The 16,482-nt window shown below is 69.6% G+C and carries 15 protein-coding genes; 8 read left to right on the plus strand and 7 right to left on the minus strand.

The annotated features are described in order from the left end of the window. Nucleotides 1-63 precede the first annotated feature (63 nt). Nucleotides 64-1,497 carry a purine-cytosine permease family protein gene (locus ACGFY9_RS44680; RefSeq protein ID WP_393764230.1) on the plus strand — a complete coding sequence of 478 codons (1,434 nt, stop codon included), beginning with the start codon at nucleotides 64-66 and terminating at the stop codon, nucleotides 1,495-1,497. Here ACGFY9_RS44680 and ACGFY9_RS44685 read toward each other — a convergent pair. Next, nucleotides 1,482-1,973, minus strand: coding sequence for a DUF2505 family protein (locus ACGFY9_RS44685; protein WP_393764232.1), 492 nt, complete (start codon nucleotides 1,971-1,973; stop codon nucleotides 1,482-1,484). The genes ACGFY9_RS44680 and ACGFY9_RS44685 overlap by 16 nt on opposite strands. 821 nt (nucleotides 1,974-2,794) lie before the next feature. Here ACGFY9_RS44685 and ACGFY9_RS44690 point away from each other — a divergent pair. Continuing rightward, nucleotides 2,795-3,451 carry a class I SAM-dependent methyltransferase gene (locus tag ACGFY9_RS44690; RefSeq protein WP_393764234.1) on the plus strand — a complete coding sequence of 219 codons (657 nt, stop codon included), beginning with the start codon at nucleotides 2,795-2,797 and terminating at the stop codon, nucleotides 3,449-3,451. A 453-nt stretch (nucleotides 3,452-3,904) separates the two neighbouring features. Here the strand turns inward: ACGFY9_RS44690 and ACGFY9_RS44695 are convergent, their stop codons facing one another. Then, nucleotides 3,905-4,645 (minus strand): VOC family protein, encoded by a 741-nt coding sequence (locus ACGFY9_RS44695; protein ID WP_393764236.1) that lies wholly within the window; start codon nucleotides 4,643-4,645, stop codon nucleotides 3,905-3,907. A gap of 203 nt (nucleotides 4,646-4,848) precedes the next feature. On the opposite strand from ACGFY9_RS44695, the gene ACGFY9_RS44700 reads away from it, so the two are divergent. Both ACGFY9_RS44700 and ACGFY9_RS44705 read left to right on the plus strand, forming a co-directional pair. Beyond that, nucleotides 4,849-5,457, plus strand: coding sequence for a TetR/AcrR family transcriptional regulator (locus ACGFY9_RS44700; RefSeq protein ID WP_393764238.1), 609 nt, complete (start codon nucleotides 4,849-4,851; stop codon nucleotides 5,455-5,457). A gap of 70 nt (nucleotides 5,458-5,527) precedes the next feature. Then, nucleotides 5,528-6,469 (plus strand): transglutaminase-like domain-containing protein, encoded by a 942-nt coding sequence (locus ACGFY9_RS44705; protein WP_393764240.1) that lies wholly within the window; start codon nucleotides 5,528-5,530, stop codon nucleotides 6,467-6,469. Here ACGFY9_RS44705 and ACGFY9_RS44710 read toward each other — a convergent pair. Then, nucleotides 6,466-7,725, minus strand: a complete 1,260-nt coding sequence (locus ACGFY9_RS44710; RefSeq protein WP_393764242.1) for a PucR family transcriptional regulator — start codon at nucleotides 7,723-7,725, stop codon at nucleotides 6,466-6,468. The genes ACGFY9_RS44705 and ACGFY9_RS44710 overlap by 4 nt on opposite strands. A gap of 101 nt (nucleotides 7,726-7,826) precedes the next feature. Here ACGFY9_RS44710 and ACGFY9_RS44715 point away from each other — a divergent pair, with 101 nt between their 5' ends. The 4 genes from ACGFY9_RS44715 (at nucleotide 7,827) to ACGFY9_RS44730 (ending at nucleotide 13,074) form a co-directional block, all read left to right on the plus strand. Then, entirely contained in the window at nucleotides 7,827-8,285 is a 459-nt protein-coding gene (locus tag ACGFY9_RS44715) for a nucleoside deaminase (RefSeq protein WP_393764244.1), read from the plus strand. Further along, nucleotides 8,278-9,261, plus strand: coding sequence for an isopenicillin N synthase family dioxygenase (locus ACGFY9_RS44720; RefSeq protein WP_393764246.1), 984 nt, complete (start codon nucleotides 8,278-8,280; stop codon nucleotides 9,259-9,261). Before ACGFY9_RS44715 ends, ACGFY9_RS44720 begins: the two co-directional genes overlap by 8 nt. A gap of 142 nt (nucleotides 9,262-9,403) precedes the next feature. Continuing rightward, entirely contained in the window at nucleotides 9,404-11,536 is a 2,133-nt protein-coding gene (locus ACGFY9_RS44725; protein WP_393764248.1) for a hypothetical protein, read from the plus strand. Next, a complete protein-coding gene (locus ACGFY9_RS44730; protein ID WP_393764250.1) occupies nucleotides 11,533-13,074 on the plus strand; it encodes an ABC transporter substrate-binding protein in 1,542 nt (513 codons plus the stop codon). Before ACGFY9_RS44725 ends, ACGFY9_RS44730 begins: the two co-directional genes overlap by 4 nt. Before the next feature lie 13 nt (nucleotides 13,075-13,087). On the opposite strand, the gene ACGFY9_RS44735 is transcribed toward ACGFY9_RS44730, so the two are convergent. The 4 genes from ACGFY9_RS44735 to ACGFY9_RS44750 form a co-directional block, all read right to left on the minus strand. Then, nucleotides 13,088-14,044 (minus strand): CU044_5270 family protein, encoded by a 957-nt coding sequence (locus tag ACGFY9_RS44735; protein WP_393764252.1) that lies wholly within the window; start codon nucleotides 14,042-14,044, stop codon nucleotides 13,088-13,090. After that, entirely contained in the window at nucleotides 14,041-14,661 is a 621-nt protein-coding gene (locus ACGFY9_RS44740; RefSeq protein WP_393764254.1) for an RNA polymerase sigma factor, read from the minus strand. Before ACGFY9_RS44740 ends, ACGFY9_RS44735 begins: the two co-directional genes overlap by 4 nt. A gap of 98 nt (nucleotides 14,662-14,759) precedes the next feature. Continuing rightward, a complete protein-coding gene (gene ccsB / locus ACGFY9_RS44745) occupies nucleotides 14,760-15,878 on the minus strand; it encodes a c-type cytochrome biogenesis protein CcsB (protein WP_393764256.1) in 1,119 nt (372 codons plus the stop codon). Then, nucleotides 15,875-16,482: hypothetical protein (locus ACGFY9_RS44750; protein WP_393764258.1), on the minus strand; the 608-nt coding region annotated here is incomplete at its 5' end. The genes ACGFY9_RS44750 and ccsB, both read right to left, overlap by 4 nt.

Here is a 16,482-nt window from a genome sequence, read left to right on the forward strand (position 1 = left end):
GCGGCCCGGTACGGACAATGCGCCTCTGGGCCCGGACCGGCAGGAACCGGACACTTACCTCGCATGACGACTGCTCCCGCCGAATCGACCGGCACCCTCGCCCCCGAATACGGTGACAAGGTCATCGCCGTAGAGACGGCCGGCGCCGAGCCCATCCCCGACGCCGAACGCCACGGCAGCCCGCTCCAGCTCCTCTGGACCTGGGCCTCCCCGAACATCGAGTTCGCGACCGTCTACATCGGCGTGATCTCGGTCCTCTTCTTCGGCCTGTCCTTCTGGCAGGCGACCGCGGCGATCGTCCTCGGCACGGGCCTCGGCGCGATCACGCAGGGCTTCCTCTCCCTGGACGGCCCGCGCTTCGGCGTCCCGCAGATGGTGATCGGCCGCTTCTCGTTCGGCTTCCGCGGCAACATCCTCCCGTCGGCGGCCAACGGCCTTGTGGCGGGCGTCGGTTGGTTCGCGGTGAACAGCGTGAGCGCGGCGTTCGCACTGAACACACTGACGGGTCTACGTCCCCTGCCGTCACTGTTGTTGGTGGTGGTGGCCGAGATCCTGATCGGCTTCATCGGCCACAACTTCGTGCACACCTTCGAGAAGTACGCGTTCCCGGCGCTCGCGGTGATCTTCCTGCTGGCCGGCGTGTGGACGTTCAAGGACGCGCACCTCGGCGGGGGCGGCACGGGCGGCGGCGTCGGCGGCTTCCTGCTCGCGCTCAGCGCGGCCTGGGGTTACGCGGCGGGCTGGAACCCGTACGCCACGGACTACTCGCGCTACCTCCCGCGCACGGCGAACAAGTTCAGGACGATCCTGTACCCGGCACTGGGGCTGTTCGTGTCGGTGACGTTCGTGGCGGTGATGGGCGCGGCCTCGGCAACGCTCCTCGCCCCCAAGGACGCGACCCCCACAGCGGCCTTCACCGGCCATCTCCCGTCCTGGCTCGGCGACTTGGTGCTGATCGCGATCATCCTCGGCGCGATCTCGGCGAACGCCCTGAACGTCTACTCCGGCGCGATCTCCCTCACCGCCCTCGGCCTGAAACTCCCCGCGTGGCTCAACCGCAGTGTCCTGGTCGTGGTGTCCGGGGTGGCCGGTACGGCGGCGGCGTGGGCGTCGCTGTCCGACGCGGGTTCGGCGTACGAGGCGTTCCTGCTGGTGATCGCGTACTGGGTGGCGCCGTGGCTGGGCGTGGTCCTGGTGGAACGCTGGTTCCAGTCCCGGGCCGCGACGACAACGGCGGAGCTGGCCCCCCGCCTGACCGACCCCACCTTCACCAACTGGCCAGGCCTGGCAGCCCTGTTGATCGGCATCGGGGTATCGGTCCCGCTCTTCTCCAACCAGGAGGACTACGTCGGCTACGTCCCGGAGCACTGGCCGTCCTTCGGCGACAGCACGCCGATCGTGGGCTTCATACTGAGCGCGGTGCTGTACGTGGTGTTCACCCGCGTCGCCGGGCGGACCTCGACGCCCGCGTCCGCGTCCGCTCAGGCCGAGGCCTGACGGTTGTAGCACGCGACCGTCCGGTCCCACTCCTCGCGCAGGTTCTTCTCCATGGAACTCTCCAGCAGGCCGCCGACGCCGAAGATCTTCGCCTCGTAGGTGAGTTCAAGGCGGAGGCGGCTGCGGACGGCGTCGGTGCCTTCGGCCGTCAGATGACCCTCGTGGCGAGTCTTGTCCGCCTGACTGCTCGGCGTGACCTTCCAGGTCCACAGACGGTCGACCTTCTCGTAGGTCCCGTCCTCGGCCTCACTGAAGGTGGCGCCGAGCAACTTGGCGACGGGGTCGGGCAGTTGCAGCGAGCGCTGGAACACGGTGCGCCGGACAACCCGCTCTTCGCTTTCGCGCCGCCCCGACATCGAGTAGCTCCTGTACGCCAACTCGCCCTTGTACAGGTCCTCTTCACGCGCCGAATCAAGGAACCAGGCGAAGAACTCGTCGGGAGCACCGGCCACGTCATAGGTCAGGGTGAACTTCATGCACGCAAAGTATCAGCATGGACACTCGCTGTAATCACCCTTCAACGTACGCCAGAACGCCCGAAGTTGACGGCGACGCGGGATCGATCGTGGACGTTGGGCCACTCGCTTCTTGGCCAGTGTCGGGCTTCCACGGTGGCCAGGCACGAATCCCCTTGCCTGAACCGTGTTGCTGGCCGGTGTGGTGGGGCGCGCGTTCGCGTCTCGCCAGCACGCCGCCTCGACTCAGCGGCCAACCCCGGTCGGGTGGTCGCCAGAAGCCGGGGGTAAATCTAACCACTCATACGTCATTTGACTGGTTAGAAATGCCCGCAGCCTTCAGAGGGGGCAGGGTCGGAGCGAGGGTGACGCGTTGACATCCCGCCTGCACGCCAGGTCGGTTCAGCGACTGTCGGCCGGTGGGGACTTGCTGCGCAAGAGGCCAAGGGGCGGAGAGACCAAGAGATCAAGAGGCAAGGAGCGCTGGCGAGTTCATGGCTGAGGCCAATGGACAAGAGGGCAGTTGGGCCGCAGGTGTAGAGGAAAGCCCCGGGCCCGGAAGGCGGCCCGGGTATTGGCTTGGGCGACGACGCGGGTGACGGCCCGGGTGATGACCACCCCCGTCTGCCGATTGGCTCTCCCCGGGGTACCTGTCACGGCTTGGCTTGTCTGGTTCCGCGTCGTTCTCCTGGTGTGCGGATCCGGTCCTGATGCGCCCCGCCCTGGCCCTCATGGCTCTTGACATTGCCCAAAGGTGAAGGCCGACGCTGCCTATGGCGATGACGTTGGCGAGCTGAGCGCGCGGCTCTGACCGAACCGGGACGAGAGGAACCTGCATGTATATGGATGACGACGCTCTCCTGGCAGAGCAAATGGCTTACTACAAGGCCGGCGCGGCCGAATACGACCGGCCTTACGCAGAGTACGAAGACCTGCAGAGATTGCTGGCTGTCGTCGATGAACTGCCGATTGCCGGGGATGTGCTGGAGTTGGCGTGCGGAACGGGCCAGTGGACGCCAAGGCTCGCCGCGCGGGCCCGGTCGGTAACGGCTGTCGACGCGGCAACCGAAGTGTTGACGCTCGCTCGTGCGCGCACCGCCTCCCCCACCGTGGAATTCCTTGAGGCCGACCTGTTCGAGTGGCAGCCGCCACGACGCTACGACACCGTGTTCTTCGCCTTCTGGCTCTCCCACGTCCCGCCAACACGGCTGCCCGACTTCTGGAACACCGTCGCCGCCGCACTCGCGCCCGGCGGCAAAGCCATCTTCATCGACGACGGCCCCGCAGCAGCCGCATACGAGGAAGTCCTCACTGACCAGCCGACCCCCTCGGCGCTGCGCCGACTCGACGACGGCAGCCGGTACCGCATCGTGAAGGTGTTCCACGACGCCCGGACCCTCACGGACGACCTCACAGCACTGGGTTGGTCGCCGCACATCCGGCCCATTGCCGGGAACAACTTCATAGGCATTGCGGAACCACCGCCCACCGCCGAGTGACAAGTCGCAATCGCGACGCCGGATGCAAAGGCGCAGTCGGCCCAGGCAGACCAACCACACCTCTAGGAGCTGGGGCCATTTCTAACCAGTCAAAGGGTGTGAAGGTGGTTAGATTTACCCCCGGCTTCCAGCAGCCACCCACCCGCCCACTCAGGGTTGGCCGCTGAGCCGAGGCGGCGTGCTGGCGAGACGCGAACGCGCCCCCACGACACCGGCCAGCAACACGGTTCAGGCAAGGGGATTCGTGCCTGGCCACCCATCCTTCCGGGCCGCTCGCTCGCTTCTGAAACGGGCTGGAGCGGACCGAGTCAAGGGTGGCCCGCAGGGCCATCGCCGCAGGCGACGCGACCGCAGGGAGCGCCCTTTACTCGGGCCGTGGAAGCCCGACACTGGCCAAGAAGCGAGTGGCCCAACGTCCACTGAAAAACGCCGGGACATCAACAAGCCCCCGCGTCAGGACACAGCCAGAACGCAGAACTCGTGCCCTTCCGGATCGACCAGACACGTCCACGGAACATCACCCTGGCCCAGATCGAGGTCACTCGCCCCGAGCCCCTTCAACCGCCCCACCTCCGCCGCCTTGTCGTCACCGGGATACGGCATCAGATCAAGATGGACGCGATCCGGCACGGCCTTCGCACCAGGCACGCGAAGGAACTCCAGATAAGGCCCGACATCCTCGACGGACCGCAACGACGCCTGGTCATCGGAGACTTCAAGAACGGCCCAGTCCAACGCCTCGCCCCAGAACCGCGCCATGCCCCGAGGATCCACACAGTCGACGACGACCGCAGCGACAGGCCCGGTGTCCCGATAGATCTCCCGAGGCTCCAGCACACAGAACTCGTTGCCCTCCGGATCACCGAGCACGGTCCACGGCACATCGCCCTGCCCCACATCGACGGGCGTCGCACCGAGAGACCGTAGACGCGCGACCAACTCCGCCTGGTGGGCCACAGACGTGGTGGCGAGATCGAGGTGCAGACGATTCTTCGTCGGCGTCTTGGATTCCGGGACGGGAACGATGTCGATGCCGAGCCCCACCGGCTCGGGCCAGACGAGGCCGCCGCCCGGGCCGACATACGTCGTCACACCGGGGCTGAAGACACTCCACCCGAGCGCCTCCCCCCAGAACCGGCCAACCGCCAAGCCGTCAACGGCCTTGATATTCACCTGAACGGGACGCAGCGCCATGCCGCCGATCCTATGCACCACCCACCCAGCCCACGGACCCACCGGACCCACCGGACCCACGGCCATCCGTATCCCCCGAAACGGACGGACGCGGGCCCGGCCACCACCAAGTCTGGACCGCCGGATAGCCGGACAGGAAGAGGGTTCCAGAAATCTGCTCTAGAAATTCACTCTAGAACTGAGTTCCCAATACGCTGTCCCGCATGAGCCCCAAGCAACAACGCGGCGAGGTCACCGCAGACCTGCTCCTCGACGCCGCGCTGCGCCTGTTCGCGGAGCAGGGCGAGCAGGGCCTCACCGTGAGCGCCGTGACGAAGGCCAGCGGTGTCAGCCTCGGCAGCCTGTACCACCACTTCGGCAGCCTGGACGGCCTGTACGACGCGCTCGCGCAGCGCTGGCTGACCCGGCTGCTGGGCGAGTTGGCCACGGCGATCCAGTCGACCCGCACCGCCCGCACCGGCATCCGCGCGATCGTACGGACACATCTCGCCTTCGTCCGCGAACACCCCGACGCCGCCCTGCTGTTGCACTCCGCCAGAACCGACCAGCGGAACATGACCCAGGCCAGAGAACTCCGCGACTCCCAGGAGGCCAGGCTCTCGGTGTTCTCCCTCTGGTTCCAATCCCACGTGGATTCCGGCGAGTTGGCCCCGCTGCCGCTGCCCCTGATCGAGTCCCTCGTCCTGGGCCCGCTGATCGGCGTGGTCCGCCGCTGGCTCTCCCAGGTCGACGACGTCGAACTCGACCTCGACGAAGCCGCCCGCATCCTCCCGGACCGCATCTGGCGATCGGTCGCCGCAGACCCGAAGTGACGTAGCCAGCGAAGGAGTTGATGGTGTGACTCTGGACAATCCGGGGCGAATTTTGACACGGTCAGGTGCCATGCCCCTCACCACAGAGCTCGCCTTCCACTCCGCCCAGAGCACGTACTCCGACCCCGGCGCCCTCGCCCACCTCTACGCCGGTCTCCCCCGCGATCCGGCCCAACTCGCCCGCATCACCCGGGACTTGCTCATCCACCGCCTGGAGGCCGGCTTCTACGACCACACCCACCCCACCGACCGCCTCCACAACGACGCCGAGACCCGCTACATCGACGACATCCTGCGGATCATCACCGAACGCAACCCCGCCCCGCTCACCCAGCCGCGCGAACCCGGCGACCGGTTCGTCGGAGTGTGCCGGGACTTCTCGCTGCTGCACTGCTCGTTCCTGCGCCACCTCGGCATCCCGGCCCGCATCCGCTCCGGCTTCGCCGACTACTTCAACTCGCCCGGCACCGACGCCTCCCAGCTCTTCCACGGCGACCACGTCGTCACCGAGTACTGGGCCGACGACCGCGGCTGGCTCCTCGCCGACTCCCAGCTCACCGATCCCGTCGTCACCGCCCACTGGAACGCCGACTTCGACCCGATGGACGTACCCCGCGACCGTTTCCTCGTCGCGGGCGAGGCCTGGCAGGCCATCCGTACGGGCGGCGCCGACCCGGCGGCCTTCGGACTGCACCGGCCGGAGGAGGGCCCGTTCTGGGGCGAGCGGTTCGTCGCGGGCAACATCCGCCTCGACCTCGCCGCCCTGAACAAGGTCGAGACCCTGCTCTGGGACGTCTGGAGCGAGGACGAGGGCAAGCCCGGGGAGCCGTTGCCGGAGTCCTCGCGCGAGTTCTACGACCGTGTCGCCCCGGTCGTCAGCGGCGAGGTCGCCTTCGACGCCGTACGGAAACTGTTCACCGAGGACGACACCCTGCGCACCCCGCCCACCGTGACCTGCTACGCCCCCTTCAACGGTCCCAGTGAAGTCACCCTGCGCCAGGGCAACCTCTAGGCGACCGTCCGCAGACCCCTTACCTGAGCCGCCCCCATCCCCCGCACCACCCGATGCGCGCACACCGCCGCCAGCAGCTCGCCCAGCAGGTCCGGGTCGTCTATCTCCAGGCCGAGGAGGGACTCGATGCGTTCCAGGCGCTGGTAGAGGGACTGGCGGCCGATGTGCAGCAGGGCCGCCGTCCGCGTCGGCGAGCAGCCGTGCCGTAGATGCACTTCGAGCGTTCGCACCAGGTCGCTCGGGTGGGCCGCCTCCCAGGACAGGAGGGGGCCCAGGGCGTGCTGCACCAGCCGCGCCAAGCGGTCGCGGTTCGCGTCGACACCGCCGCGTGTCAGCTCACGTTCCAGGGCCAGGGCTCGCGCCGAGGTCACCAACGGGCCCTCGGGGGCGGCGGGTTCGGCCGCCGGGACCGTCAGCGCCAGCTCCAGGGTCGTACGGGCCGCCCGCAATGTGTCGCTCCAGCGCAGCCACCCGCTCCCGGCCTCGACCGCGTGCCCGACCGCGACGGTCAGCCCGGGGTCGGCGGCCGTACGGAATGCCTCCTGGACAGTCCGGATGGGGTCGCCCGAGACAGACCCCGGAAGCGCGAGCAGGGCCAGGACGTCGCCCGGGAACGCCGCCCGCAGCACGCTCGCCCCGCCCAGCAGCCGTACCGCCCGGTCCACCGCCGTCACCTCGCGCGCGCCGTGCACGGAGACCCCGATCAGGCGGGCGCCCGGGCCGGGGTGGAAGCCGGCGAGGGCGGACCGGGCCTCGACCTCGGGCTGGTTCAGCGCGGCGCGGTCCGCCAGGTCGGCCAGGAGGGCGGCCGTGTGGTCGTCGCCCCACGGGCGTACGACGGAACGGCCGGAGAGGCCCCGGGCCACGATCGCCCGGTTGGCCGCCTCGGTGATCCGTACGAAGGGGACGACCCGGTGGAGGGCGAGCAGGGGAAGGCCCAGGCGGCGGGCCTCGTCCGTGACCTCCTCCGGCATCGTCGGGAGCGAGCGGCCGATCTCCACCGCCAGGCCGGACGCACCGCGGGCCGCGAGCTCGCGGACGTAGCGGCGGCGGACCTCGGCGTCCGTGTCGGTGAGGCCGAAGCCGTTGGTGAGGAGGAGTTCGCCGCCGTCGAGGAAGTTCGCGCCCTCGTAGACCTCGCTGGAGTGGACCCAGCGCACGGGGCGGTCGAGCGCGGCCTCGCCGGCCAGCAGCTCGGGCTCGGTCGCGCGGACCGGGTCGAGGGCCAGGACCTCACGGAGGGTGAGCGCGGGCACGGGCACCTCCAGGGGCGCTGACAGTTCGTCCGGCTAAGGGTTGCGGGGAGAGTACTTTCCGCACGTTGCCCTCGTGTTTCGGCCACTGGAGAGTGGGAGCCATGAATCGCATCGATCAGGCACAGGCACGGACGTGGCTCGCCACCGCCGTCGAGGAGGCCCGCGCCGGGCTCGCCGAGGGCGGCATCCCGATCGGCGCCGCGCTCTACGGCGCCGACGGCACGCTGCTGGGCCGCGGCCACAACCGGCGCGTCCAGGACGACGACCCCTCGATGCACGCGGAGACGGCCGCGTTCAAGGCGGCGGGACGGCAGCGGTCGTACACAGGCACGACGATGGTGACGACCCTCTCCCCCTGCTGGTACTGCTCCGGGCTGGTGCGGCAGTTCGGGATCTCGCGGGTCGTCGTCGGCGAGGCGGCGACCTTCCACGGCGGGCACGACTGGCTCGCCGAGCACGGTGTGGAGATCGTCCTCCTCGACGACCCCGAGTGCACCTCGCTGATGCGCGACTTCATCAAGAACAACCCGGCACTGTGGAACGAGGACATCGGTGACTGAGCCCCAGCCCCAGATCAAACCCCGCATTCCGACCATCGATCTCGGGCCCTGGATCGACGGGGACGAGCAGACGCGCAAGGACATCGCCCGTACCGTCGACGACGCTCTCCAGACGGCCGGGTTCCTGCTCGTCACCGGGCACGGGGTCGACCCGAGTCTCCGGTCCCGGATCCGGGAGGCCTCCCGCGCCTTCTTCGCCCTCCCTGTCGAGGTGAAAGAGGCCTACTCCGCCAAGGTCGGCGGGCGCGGCTGGCTCGGGCCCGGTGCCGAGGCCAACGGGTACTCGGAGGGGACCGAGACCCCGCCCGATCTGAAGGAGTCGCTGACCTTCGCCACCCACAAGCCCTTCGAGGACCCGGTGATCAACGCCGAGTGGTACGCGCCCAACGTGTGGCCGACGGAGATCCCCGAGTTGCAGGCGCTCTGCGAGGAGTACCTCGACCGGATGGGCGAGCTGGAGAAGCAGTTGCTGTCGCTGCTGGGGGTCGCGCTCGGGCTCGAACCCGACTTCTTCTCCCAGCACATGGACCATCCGACGTACGGGTTCAACATCAACTGGTACCCGGGTGTCGAGGTCGTCGGGGAGCCGGAGCCGGGGCAGTTCCGGATCGGGCCGCACACCGACTTCGGGACCGTGACGATCCTCGACCGGCAGGCCGGGAAGGGGGGACTGCAGGTCTTCACCGATGAGGGGGGCTGGGAGGACGCGCCGTTCGATCCGGCGGCGTTCACCATCAACATCGGTGATCTGATGGCCCGTTGGACCGGGGACCGGTGGCGGTCCGGGCGGCATCGCGTGCTGCCGCCGCCCGCCGACGCGCCCGCCGAGGAGCTGATGTCGCTCGTGTACTTCGGCGAGTGCACCCCGGGCACGCTCGTGGAGTCCGTGCCCACGCCGGTCGGGCGGGTGGCGTACGAGGCCGTCGACTCGCATGTCTATCTGCGGGAGAAGCTGGACTCGATCACCGTCGACTGAGCGCGGCACTCAAACATCCACCGTTCCGGCAATTTCGTAACTCAACGGACACCACACGACCTAGTCCGAACCAACTCCCCCTATTTACCCTGGTGTTGATAGACAGTTGTCGGTGCCGGGCGACCGCTCAGGGGGAGATGCGGTGGGAAGAGGGCTGCATGGACGCGGGGCGCTGTTCGAGGCACAGCCGCCCGGTCTCGCCTCGCGCCTGATCGGCCTGCGGCCGTACGAGCTACTCACCTCGCCGTACGAACACCCGGAACCGCCCTTCGTGGTGCTCGCGGGCGCGCGCGGGCTCGGCAAGAGCATGGCGCTGGCCGAGCTGCGGACCGCGGACCGCGGGCACACACCGGTCGCGCTGATCGACTGCGAGGCCGACCGGCTGACCCGGTTGCCGGACGGGCGGCCCGCCGCAACCTGGTCGCCGGTGTGGCAGGCGCTGGCGACCGTCGCGGAGCAGCTCAGGGAGCCAGTGGTGCACGGCGCCGGGAGCATCGACTTCCCGCGCCTGGAGGCCGGACTGCTCGCCGTCTGCGCGACCGGCTGGGGCACCCGGGACGAGGACAGCGCCCGCGAGGAGGCCCGGCGCATCCTGCTGCTGAGCGATCCGGCACGGCGCTGGGCGGTGATCGCGCAGGGCTGGGCCGGCAAGGTCGCCTCCCGGCTGATCGCCAATCTGTCGGGGACGGGGCCGGTGGGGCAGGCCGTCATCGAGGCGACCCTGGACACCCTCTTCGACCTGGTGTGGACGCCGAACGGGCTGCTGAAGGCGGGCGCGGACTGGTACCGCGCCTATCCCGGCGCGAGCGGCGACGCCAAGCGCGGGCTGATCGAGATCGCCCGCGACTTCCGCGCCGACGGCACCTCCCGCGCGGACGCCGAACGCTGGCTGCTGCGCGCCCTGTTGGCCGACCTGAGCGACACCTACCGGCGCCGGTGGGAACGGATGCGCCGGGTCGGGCGGCCCGTCGTCCTCGTCGACAACGTGCAGTCGGGGCCCGGTCCCGGACTGATGAAGGCCGTACTGACAGAGCGTGCCGACGGCACCAGTGACCAGGTGGTGTTCTTCGCCGGTCTGCGCGGCCGTCGTCACCCCGAACTCCCGGACGCCGCACGGCATCCGCTGCCGGAGGTGGCGCGTGCGAGCGGCTGGGTGCCCGGCGCATCGCCCTCGTCCCGGGCCCTGTTGGTGACCTTGCCGACGCTGACTCCCGAGGAGGCGCGGCGCGTCATCGCCGACGTCTGCGCAGCGGACGGCTCTACGCGTGTCGAGGTCCCGCCCCAACTGCCTTACGCCATCCACCGGTTGACGGCCGGCAGTCCGCTGGGGGCCGCGGTGCTCGGGCAGGCCGTACGGCAGAACCGGCCCGCGGGGGCCGTCAGTCCGGGCGAGTTGCTGACCGCCGGGCTGAAGCCGGACGGGGACACGGAGGCCGATCGGCGGCCCGTGTACCGGGAGTTGCTCGACCGGCTGGTGCCGCCGGGGCTCGCGGAGGAGCTGGCCGTGCTCGCCACCGCGCACGACGGGGACTCGGCGCGGGCACTGGCCGAGGCCCGGCTCGGGGACAGTTTCGGGGCGGCCGGGGTGAACCGGCTGCGCACCCAGCTCACCGCCGAGGGACTCCCCCCGGCCGAGGGCTACTTCGTCGGCGACCCCTTCCTGCGCACCCTGCTCCTGCTCCGCCTGCACCTCGACGACGCCGACCACGGCCGCTGGCGTGCCGTGCACCGCTCACTGCTCTCGCACTACGACGGCCTGCCCGGCAACCCGGACACCCCGGCCCGCGCCCGCTACCGCCTGCACCACGAACTCGCCCTGGGCGACACGGCGGACGCGGTCACGTATCTGCGCACCACCTTCCGCACCATCACGCCGTACGCCTGGCTGGAGACGCTGCTGTTCGTCACCGCCGCGCCCTACTACCACGCGCACGATCCGCACGGCCGGGACATCGGCGCCCCCGGCGACCACCGCAAGGCCGTCGCGCTCGCCCGCACGGACGCCGAGGAGGATCCCCCGCCCGGTGTGGACCCGGCCCTGCATCTGACGGTACGGCGGCTGCTGCACGCGGTGTGGCAGGTGACGGATCCGCTGGTGCTGCCGGACGAGGAGGTCGCGGGGCGGATGCACTTCGATCTGGAGCAGCTGTCGAACATCTGGCCCGCGGGCAGTGAACCGCTGTGGCGGGCCGCCCAGCAGTGGCCCGAACAGGCCCTGGCCGGGCGCCCGTTGAGGGTGCCGGTCGGCGACGACCGAGACGGGGGCGGGCGATGAGAGCGTGGACGCGCGAACTGGTCCAGCGGATCCGGACGATCCCGATCTACCGCTACACGGCCCTCGTGGTCGCCGCCGCGCTGGTCTTCGGACTGGTCCAGCTGACCCGCACCCTCCTGCACGACGACCGTTCCTGCGCGGCCGGGGTGGCCCGGCCCGAGGACAGCGGCGAGTGCGTGGGGGTGTCGACCTCCGCCTTCGACTTCGGGCAGCGTCAATTCGCCGACACCATCAGGGCGATGGACCGCGAGAACCGCTCCCTGAAGGCCGGCACGTACGTCACCGTCGCGCTCTTCGAACCGTTCACCGCGACCGACGCCGACACCATGAACGACGTACGGCACGAGTTGCAGGGCGCCTATCTCGCCCAGTACCGGGCCAACCACGACGACAACGGCGAGACCCCGTACATCCGGCTGGTGCTCGCCAACCCCGGTGCCACCGGCGCCTATTGGGAGCGGGCCGTCGACCGGATAGTGACGATGACGACGTCGTCCGACCGGCTGCGCGCGGTCACCGGCATAGGGACCAGCACCGACAACAACAAGAAGGCCGTCGCGGAACTGACCCGGCTCGGCGTCCCGGTCATCGGCACCTCCATCACCGCCGACGACCTCGCCAACGGCCAACAGGGCAAGGACCCTTACCCCAGACTCGCCCGCGTCTCCCCCACCAACACGGACGAGGCGCGCGCCCTCGCCGCTTACGCCAAGGTGACGGCGGACCGCGCCCTGCTCGTTTACGACAAGCCCGGCGACCCGTACACCAAGACGCTCCAACAGGCCTTCGCCACCCTGCTCAAGGGCTCGCCGTACGGCTCCTGGCCGTTCACCCCGCCCGCCGACCGCAGCCAGGAAGGCAGTACGCCCAACACCTTCCGGCAGATCTCCGACCTCGTCTGCGACACGGACGCCACGCTGGACACCGTGTTCTTCGCCGGACGGCACACCCAACTCCGCCAGTTCATCAACGCGTTGGGCCGCCGCGGCTGCCAGTCCCGGACGTTCACCGTGCTCACCGGCGACGAGGGCTCGTACCTCACCGGCGACAAGAAGCTCGACCGCAGCGCCCTCCAGCACGGCGTCGCCGTCCGCTACACCGCCCTCGCCCACCCGGACGCCTGGACCAACAAGCCCCCGGCGACCGGCGGTTCGGCCCAGGACACCCAGGACCTCGACAAACTCCTCGCCACCGCCAAGACCTCCCCCGTCGGCCCGATCGGCCCGGTCTCCCTCGACGACGGCCAGGCGATCATCGCCTACGACGCGATGCGCCTCGCCGTCCACGGCATCCGCGAGGCCACCCCCGACCAGCAGAAGATCCCGCCACTGTCCGACGTCGGCCTCCAATGGCCCCAGGTGAAGGGCTCGTTGCGGGTGAACGGGGCGAGCGGCTGGATCTGCCTGGACGTCCACGGCAACCCGTACGACAAGGCCGTACCGATAGTGGAACTCACCCCGCAGGGCGGCTCCCGCTTCGTGAAGATCGCCTGGCCGGAGGACAGGCCCCCCGCGAAGGACTGCCTGCCTCCGGCCTGAACACCCTTGTCCCCTACGGCCGTTCGCCCGCCTTGTCGACGATCGCCCGGCGCAGGACGGCGGTGTTCGCCGTGACCGTGCCCTTCTTCACGCCGGCGTTGTCCTTGGTGGCCACCTCGCGCTCACCCAGGAACTCGTAGGTCTTCGCGTCGAAGATCCACTCGTCCCGGAGCGGGTTGTAGGGGTCGGTCCGGGCGATGGCGACACCGGGACGCCCGGTGGCGTCCTTCACTCCCTCGACCGTCGTCACTCCGGGAATCCTGGCCACCGCCCGGAAAAGTGCCGCGCTCTGTTTCGGCGGCACGACGGAATCGCGGAGGAGATCGCCGACCAGCACGAACATGGCCTGGTTCTTGTCATCACCGCCGTACTTCGGGGCGGTCGTGGCCAGGTAGTGGTACATCGCGTCGGCGTCGGTGGGCAGCGTCTTCACGTGGTTGTAGAAGGACGAGACGTCCCAGCCGGCTTTGCCCGGCTTCACGTCGACCGGGACGGAGTGCGCCCCCATGCCCGCCTGCCGCACCAGCCCGACGTGCAGGCCGTCCACCGACATCCACACCTCCTGCCGGTGCAGCGGATCGATCCGGGTCTTCATCCCCTCCCCGGAGTTCGTGTACGACACCTTGCTGTCCACGTACACGAACTGGTCGTCGCGGACCGTGCCGTAGGACTTCTCGTGCTCGGCCGCCAGCGCGATGTCCTCCAGGAGAGCGACCGTGGACTTCTGGGGCGGCTTCGCGGGCGCCGGCGAGGAGCCGGACGAAGGCAGCACCACGAAGGTGACGGCCGCGGCGGTGGCGACGGCGGTCGCGGCGAGCGCGGGCCGCAGCCACTTGCTCCGCCGGGGAGCGGGCGCGCCCTCCTGGACACCTACGGCTTCGTGCCGGATCTCGGTCATCAGATGCTCCTTGAGGAGTCGGTGACGGCCCGGCGGAAGGTCTCTCTCGGGAAGTTCCGGGAGCTGGTTCATCGCTTTTCCTCCCTCAGGGGCCCGACCGCACTGCCGCGGTCACCTTTCATCTGTCCGTCCCCCGGGGGGAGTTCCGTACTTTTGAGATGTTTCGCGAGCTTTGCGCGCGCCCGCGAGAGCCGTGACCGTACGGTCCCCACCGGCACCCCGAGCGCCTCGGCCGCGGCCCGGTAGTCGAGCCCGGACCACACGCAGAGGGAGAGCACCTCGCGCTCGGCGCGGCGCAGGGTGGCCAACGCGGTGCGTACGAGGGCGAGTTCGGCGGCGTCGTCGAGGCGGGCGGCGACCTCGTCGGCGAAGTCGCCCTCGACCTCGTCACGGGGCAGCCGGGAGACGGCCGCCGCGTGTCTTCGGGCGGCGCGGCGCGTGTTGCGCGTGACGTTGGTGGCGATGCCGAGCAGCCAGGGCCGTAGCGAACCGCCCTCCGCGTCGAGCTTGCCGCGCAGGCGCCAGGCGTCCAGGAAGGTCAGCGACACGATGTCCTCGGCCTGCGCCCAGTCCCCCGTGAGCCGGAAGGCGTGGTTGTAGACGGAGCGTGCGTACGCGTCGAAGATCTCGCCGAAGGCGTCGTGGTCCCCCGCGCGGATGCGTTTCCTCAGCTGCAGATTCGTATCCACACCCCTCTACCTGTCCGGACGACGAAGGCCGGTTCCGGTGACCCATGTCACACGGAACCGGCCTCTGCCGAAAGGGAGTTACGGCTTCGGGTTGCGGCTTACACGCCGGCGTAGGAGTGCTTGCCGCCGACGAAGATGTTGACGCCGTAGTAGTTGAAGATCCAGCAGCCGAAGGCGATCAGGGCCAGGTAGGCGGCCTTGCGGCCCTTCCAGCCGGCGGTGGCGCGGGCGTGCAGGTAGCAGGCATAGGCGACCCAGGTGATGAACGCCCAGGTCTCCTTCGGGTCCCAGCCCCAGTAGCGGCCCCAGGCCGACTCGGCCCAGATCGAGCCCGCGATGATCGTGAACGTCCACAGCGGGAAGACGGCCGCGTTGACGCGGTAGGAGAACTTGTCGAGGTTCGCCGAGGCGGGCAGCCGCTCCATCACGGAGGTGGCGAAGGCGCCGGGCTTGCCGCCGCCCGCGAGCTTGTTCTCGTACGAGTCCTTGAAGAGGTAGAGCAGCGTGCCCACGGCGCCCACGTAGAAGACCGCGCCGCAGATGATCGCCGTCGAGACGTGGATGTACAGCCAGTACGAGTGGAGCGCGGGAACCAATTGATCACTGGCGGTGTACAAGACAGTGACGGCGATACCGAGATCGAGGAGGACCGTCGTGACCAGGAACAGGCCGAGCCAGCGCACGTTCTTCTTGAGCAGCAGCAGCGTGAGGTACACGCCGACGGCGACCGTGGAGAAGGTGATGTTGAACTCGTACATGTTGCCCCAGGGCGCCCGCTCCACGGAGGCCGCGCGGGCGAGGACGCCGCTGAGCTCCACGAGGAACGCGAGAACGGTGAGGGACACGGCGATACGGCCGTAGAGGTCGCCCTGTTCGTCCCCGCCGTGCGCGCCGGGACCGTCCGGCACGTCACGCGAGCCGGACGCGGCCCGTACGACGACCTTCGGCCGCTCCAGCACGGTGGTGCCGCCGGCGTTCTTGACGGCGACGGCGGGCGCGTCCGCCTTCTTCGCGGTGGCACCGGTCAGCGCGGCGGCCGTACGGCCGATCTTGCTGCGGCTGCCGAAGGTCCATTCGGCGATGTACGCGAAGAAGGCCAGGGTGTAGACGGCCATCGAGGAGTAGATCAGCGTGTTGCTGAGGTTGGCCAGGTGCTCGTTGGTCGCGGCGGCCAGGTTGGTCACGGAGGCGAATTCGGTTGCGGCGGCGAGAGTCACTTCTCAGCCCCTTCGGCGGGTACGGGCGGTTCGACGCCGGAGTCGGAGTCGTGGGTGTCGGCGTCGGAGATGGGGGTCTTGGGGTCGTCGTCGATCTTCGTCGGGCCGGCGACGGGCTTGGGCGAGCCGGTGTCAGGCGTGGGCGATCCGGTCTCGGACTTCGCCGAGCCCCCGTCGGTCTTCGCCGGGGCCCGGTCGGAGTTCGTCGAGCCGGTCTCGGAGTTGGTCGGGCCCCCGTCGGACTTCGCCGGGGCCCGGTCGGAGTTCGTCGAGCCGGTCTCGGAGTTGGTCGGGCCCCCGTCGGAGTTCGTCGAGTCGATGTCGGACTTGGTCGAGTCCCCGTCCGTCTTCGTCGGGGCCTCGTCGGTCTTCACCGAGCTCTGGTCGGACTTCGTCGAGCCGGTCTCGGACGTGGTCGAGCCGATGCCGGACTGCGCCGAGCCCCCGTCCGTCTTCACCGAGCCCTGGTCGGACTTCGTCGAGTCGATGTCGGACTTGGTCGAGCGCCCGTCGGACTTCGTCGAGCCGGTCTCGGACGTGGTCGAGCCGATGCCGGACTGCGCCGAGCCCCCGTCCGTCTTCACCGAGCCCTGGTCGGACTTCG

Source organism: Streptomyces sp. NPDC048504, assembly GCF_043200035.1.
In the GTDB taxonomy this organism is placed as follows: domain Bacteria; phylum Actinomycetota; class Actinomycetes; order Streptomycetales; family Streptomycetaceae; genus Streptomyces.

Excerpts from the sequence above, each read along its gene's own strand:
- ACGFY9_RS44735 (WP_393764252.1), bottom strand. The coding sequence starts at position 14,044 with ATGAACCAGCTCCCGGAACTTCCCGAGAGAGACCTTCCGCCGGGCCGT.
- ACGFY9_RS44700 (WP_393764238.1), top strand. The coding sequence starts at position 4,849 with ATGAGCCCCAAGCAACAACGCGGCGAGGTCACCGCAGACCTGCTCCTC.
- ACGFY9_RS44690 (WP_393764234.1), top strand. The coding sequence starts at position 2,795 with ATGGATGACGACGCTCTCCTGGCAGAGCAAATGGCTTACTACAAGGCC.
- ACGFY9_RS44730 (WP_393764250.1), top strand. The coding sequence starts at position 11,533 with ATGAGAGCGTGGACGCGCGAACTGGTCCAGCGGATCCGGACGATCCCG.
- ACGFY9_RS44715 (WP_393764244.1), top strand. The coding sequence starts at position 7,827 with ATGAATCGCATCGATCAGGCACAGGCACGGACGTGGCTCGCCACCGCC.
- ACGFY9_RS44685 (WP_393764232.1), bottom strand. The coding sequence starts at position 1,973 with ATGAAGTTCACCCTGACCTATGACGTGGCCGGTGCTCCCGACGAGTTC.
- ACGFY9_RS44680 (WP_393764230.1), top strand. The coding sequence starts at position 64 with ATGACGACTGCTCCCGCCGAATCGACCGGCACCCTCGCCCCCGAATAC.
- ACGFY9_RS44695 (WP_393764236.1), bottom strand. The coding sequence starts at position 4,645 with ATGGCGCTGCGTCCCGTTCAGGTGAATATCAAGGCCGTTGACGGCTTG.
- ACGFY9_RS44705 (WP_393764240.1), top strand. The coding sequence starts at position 5,528 with ATGCCCCTCACCACAGAGCTCGCCTTCCACTCCGCCCAGAGCACGTAC.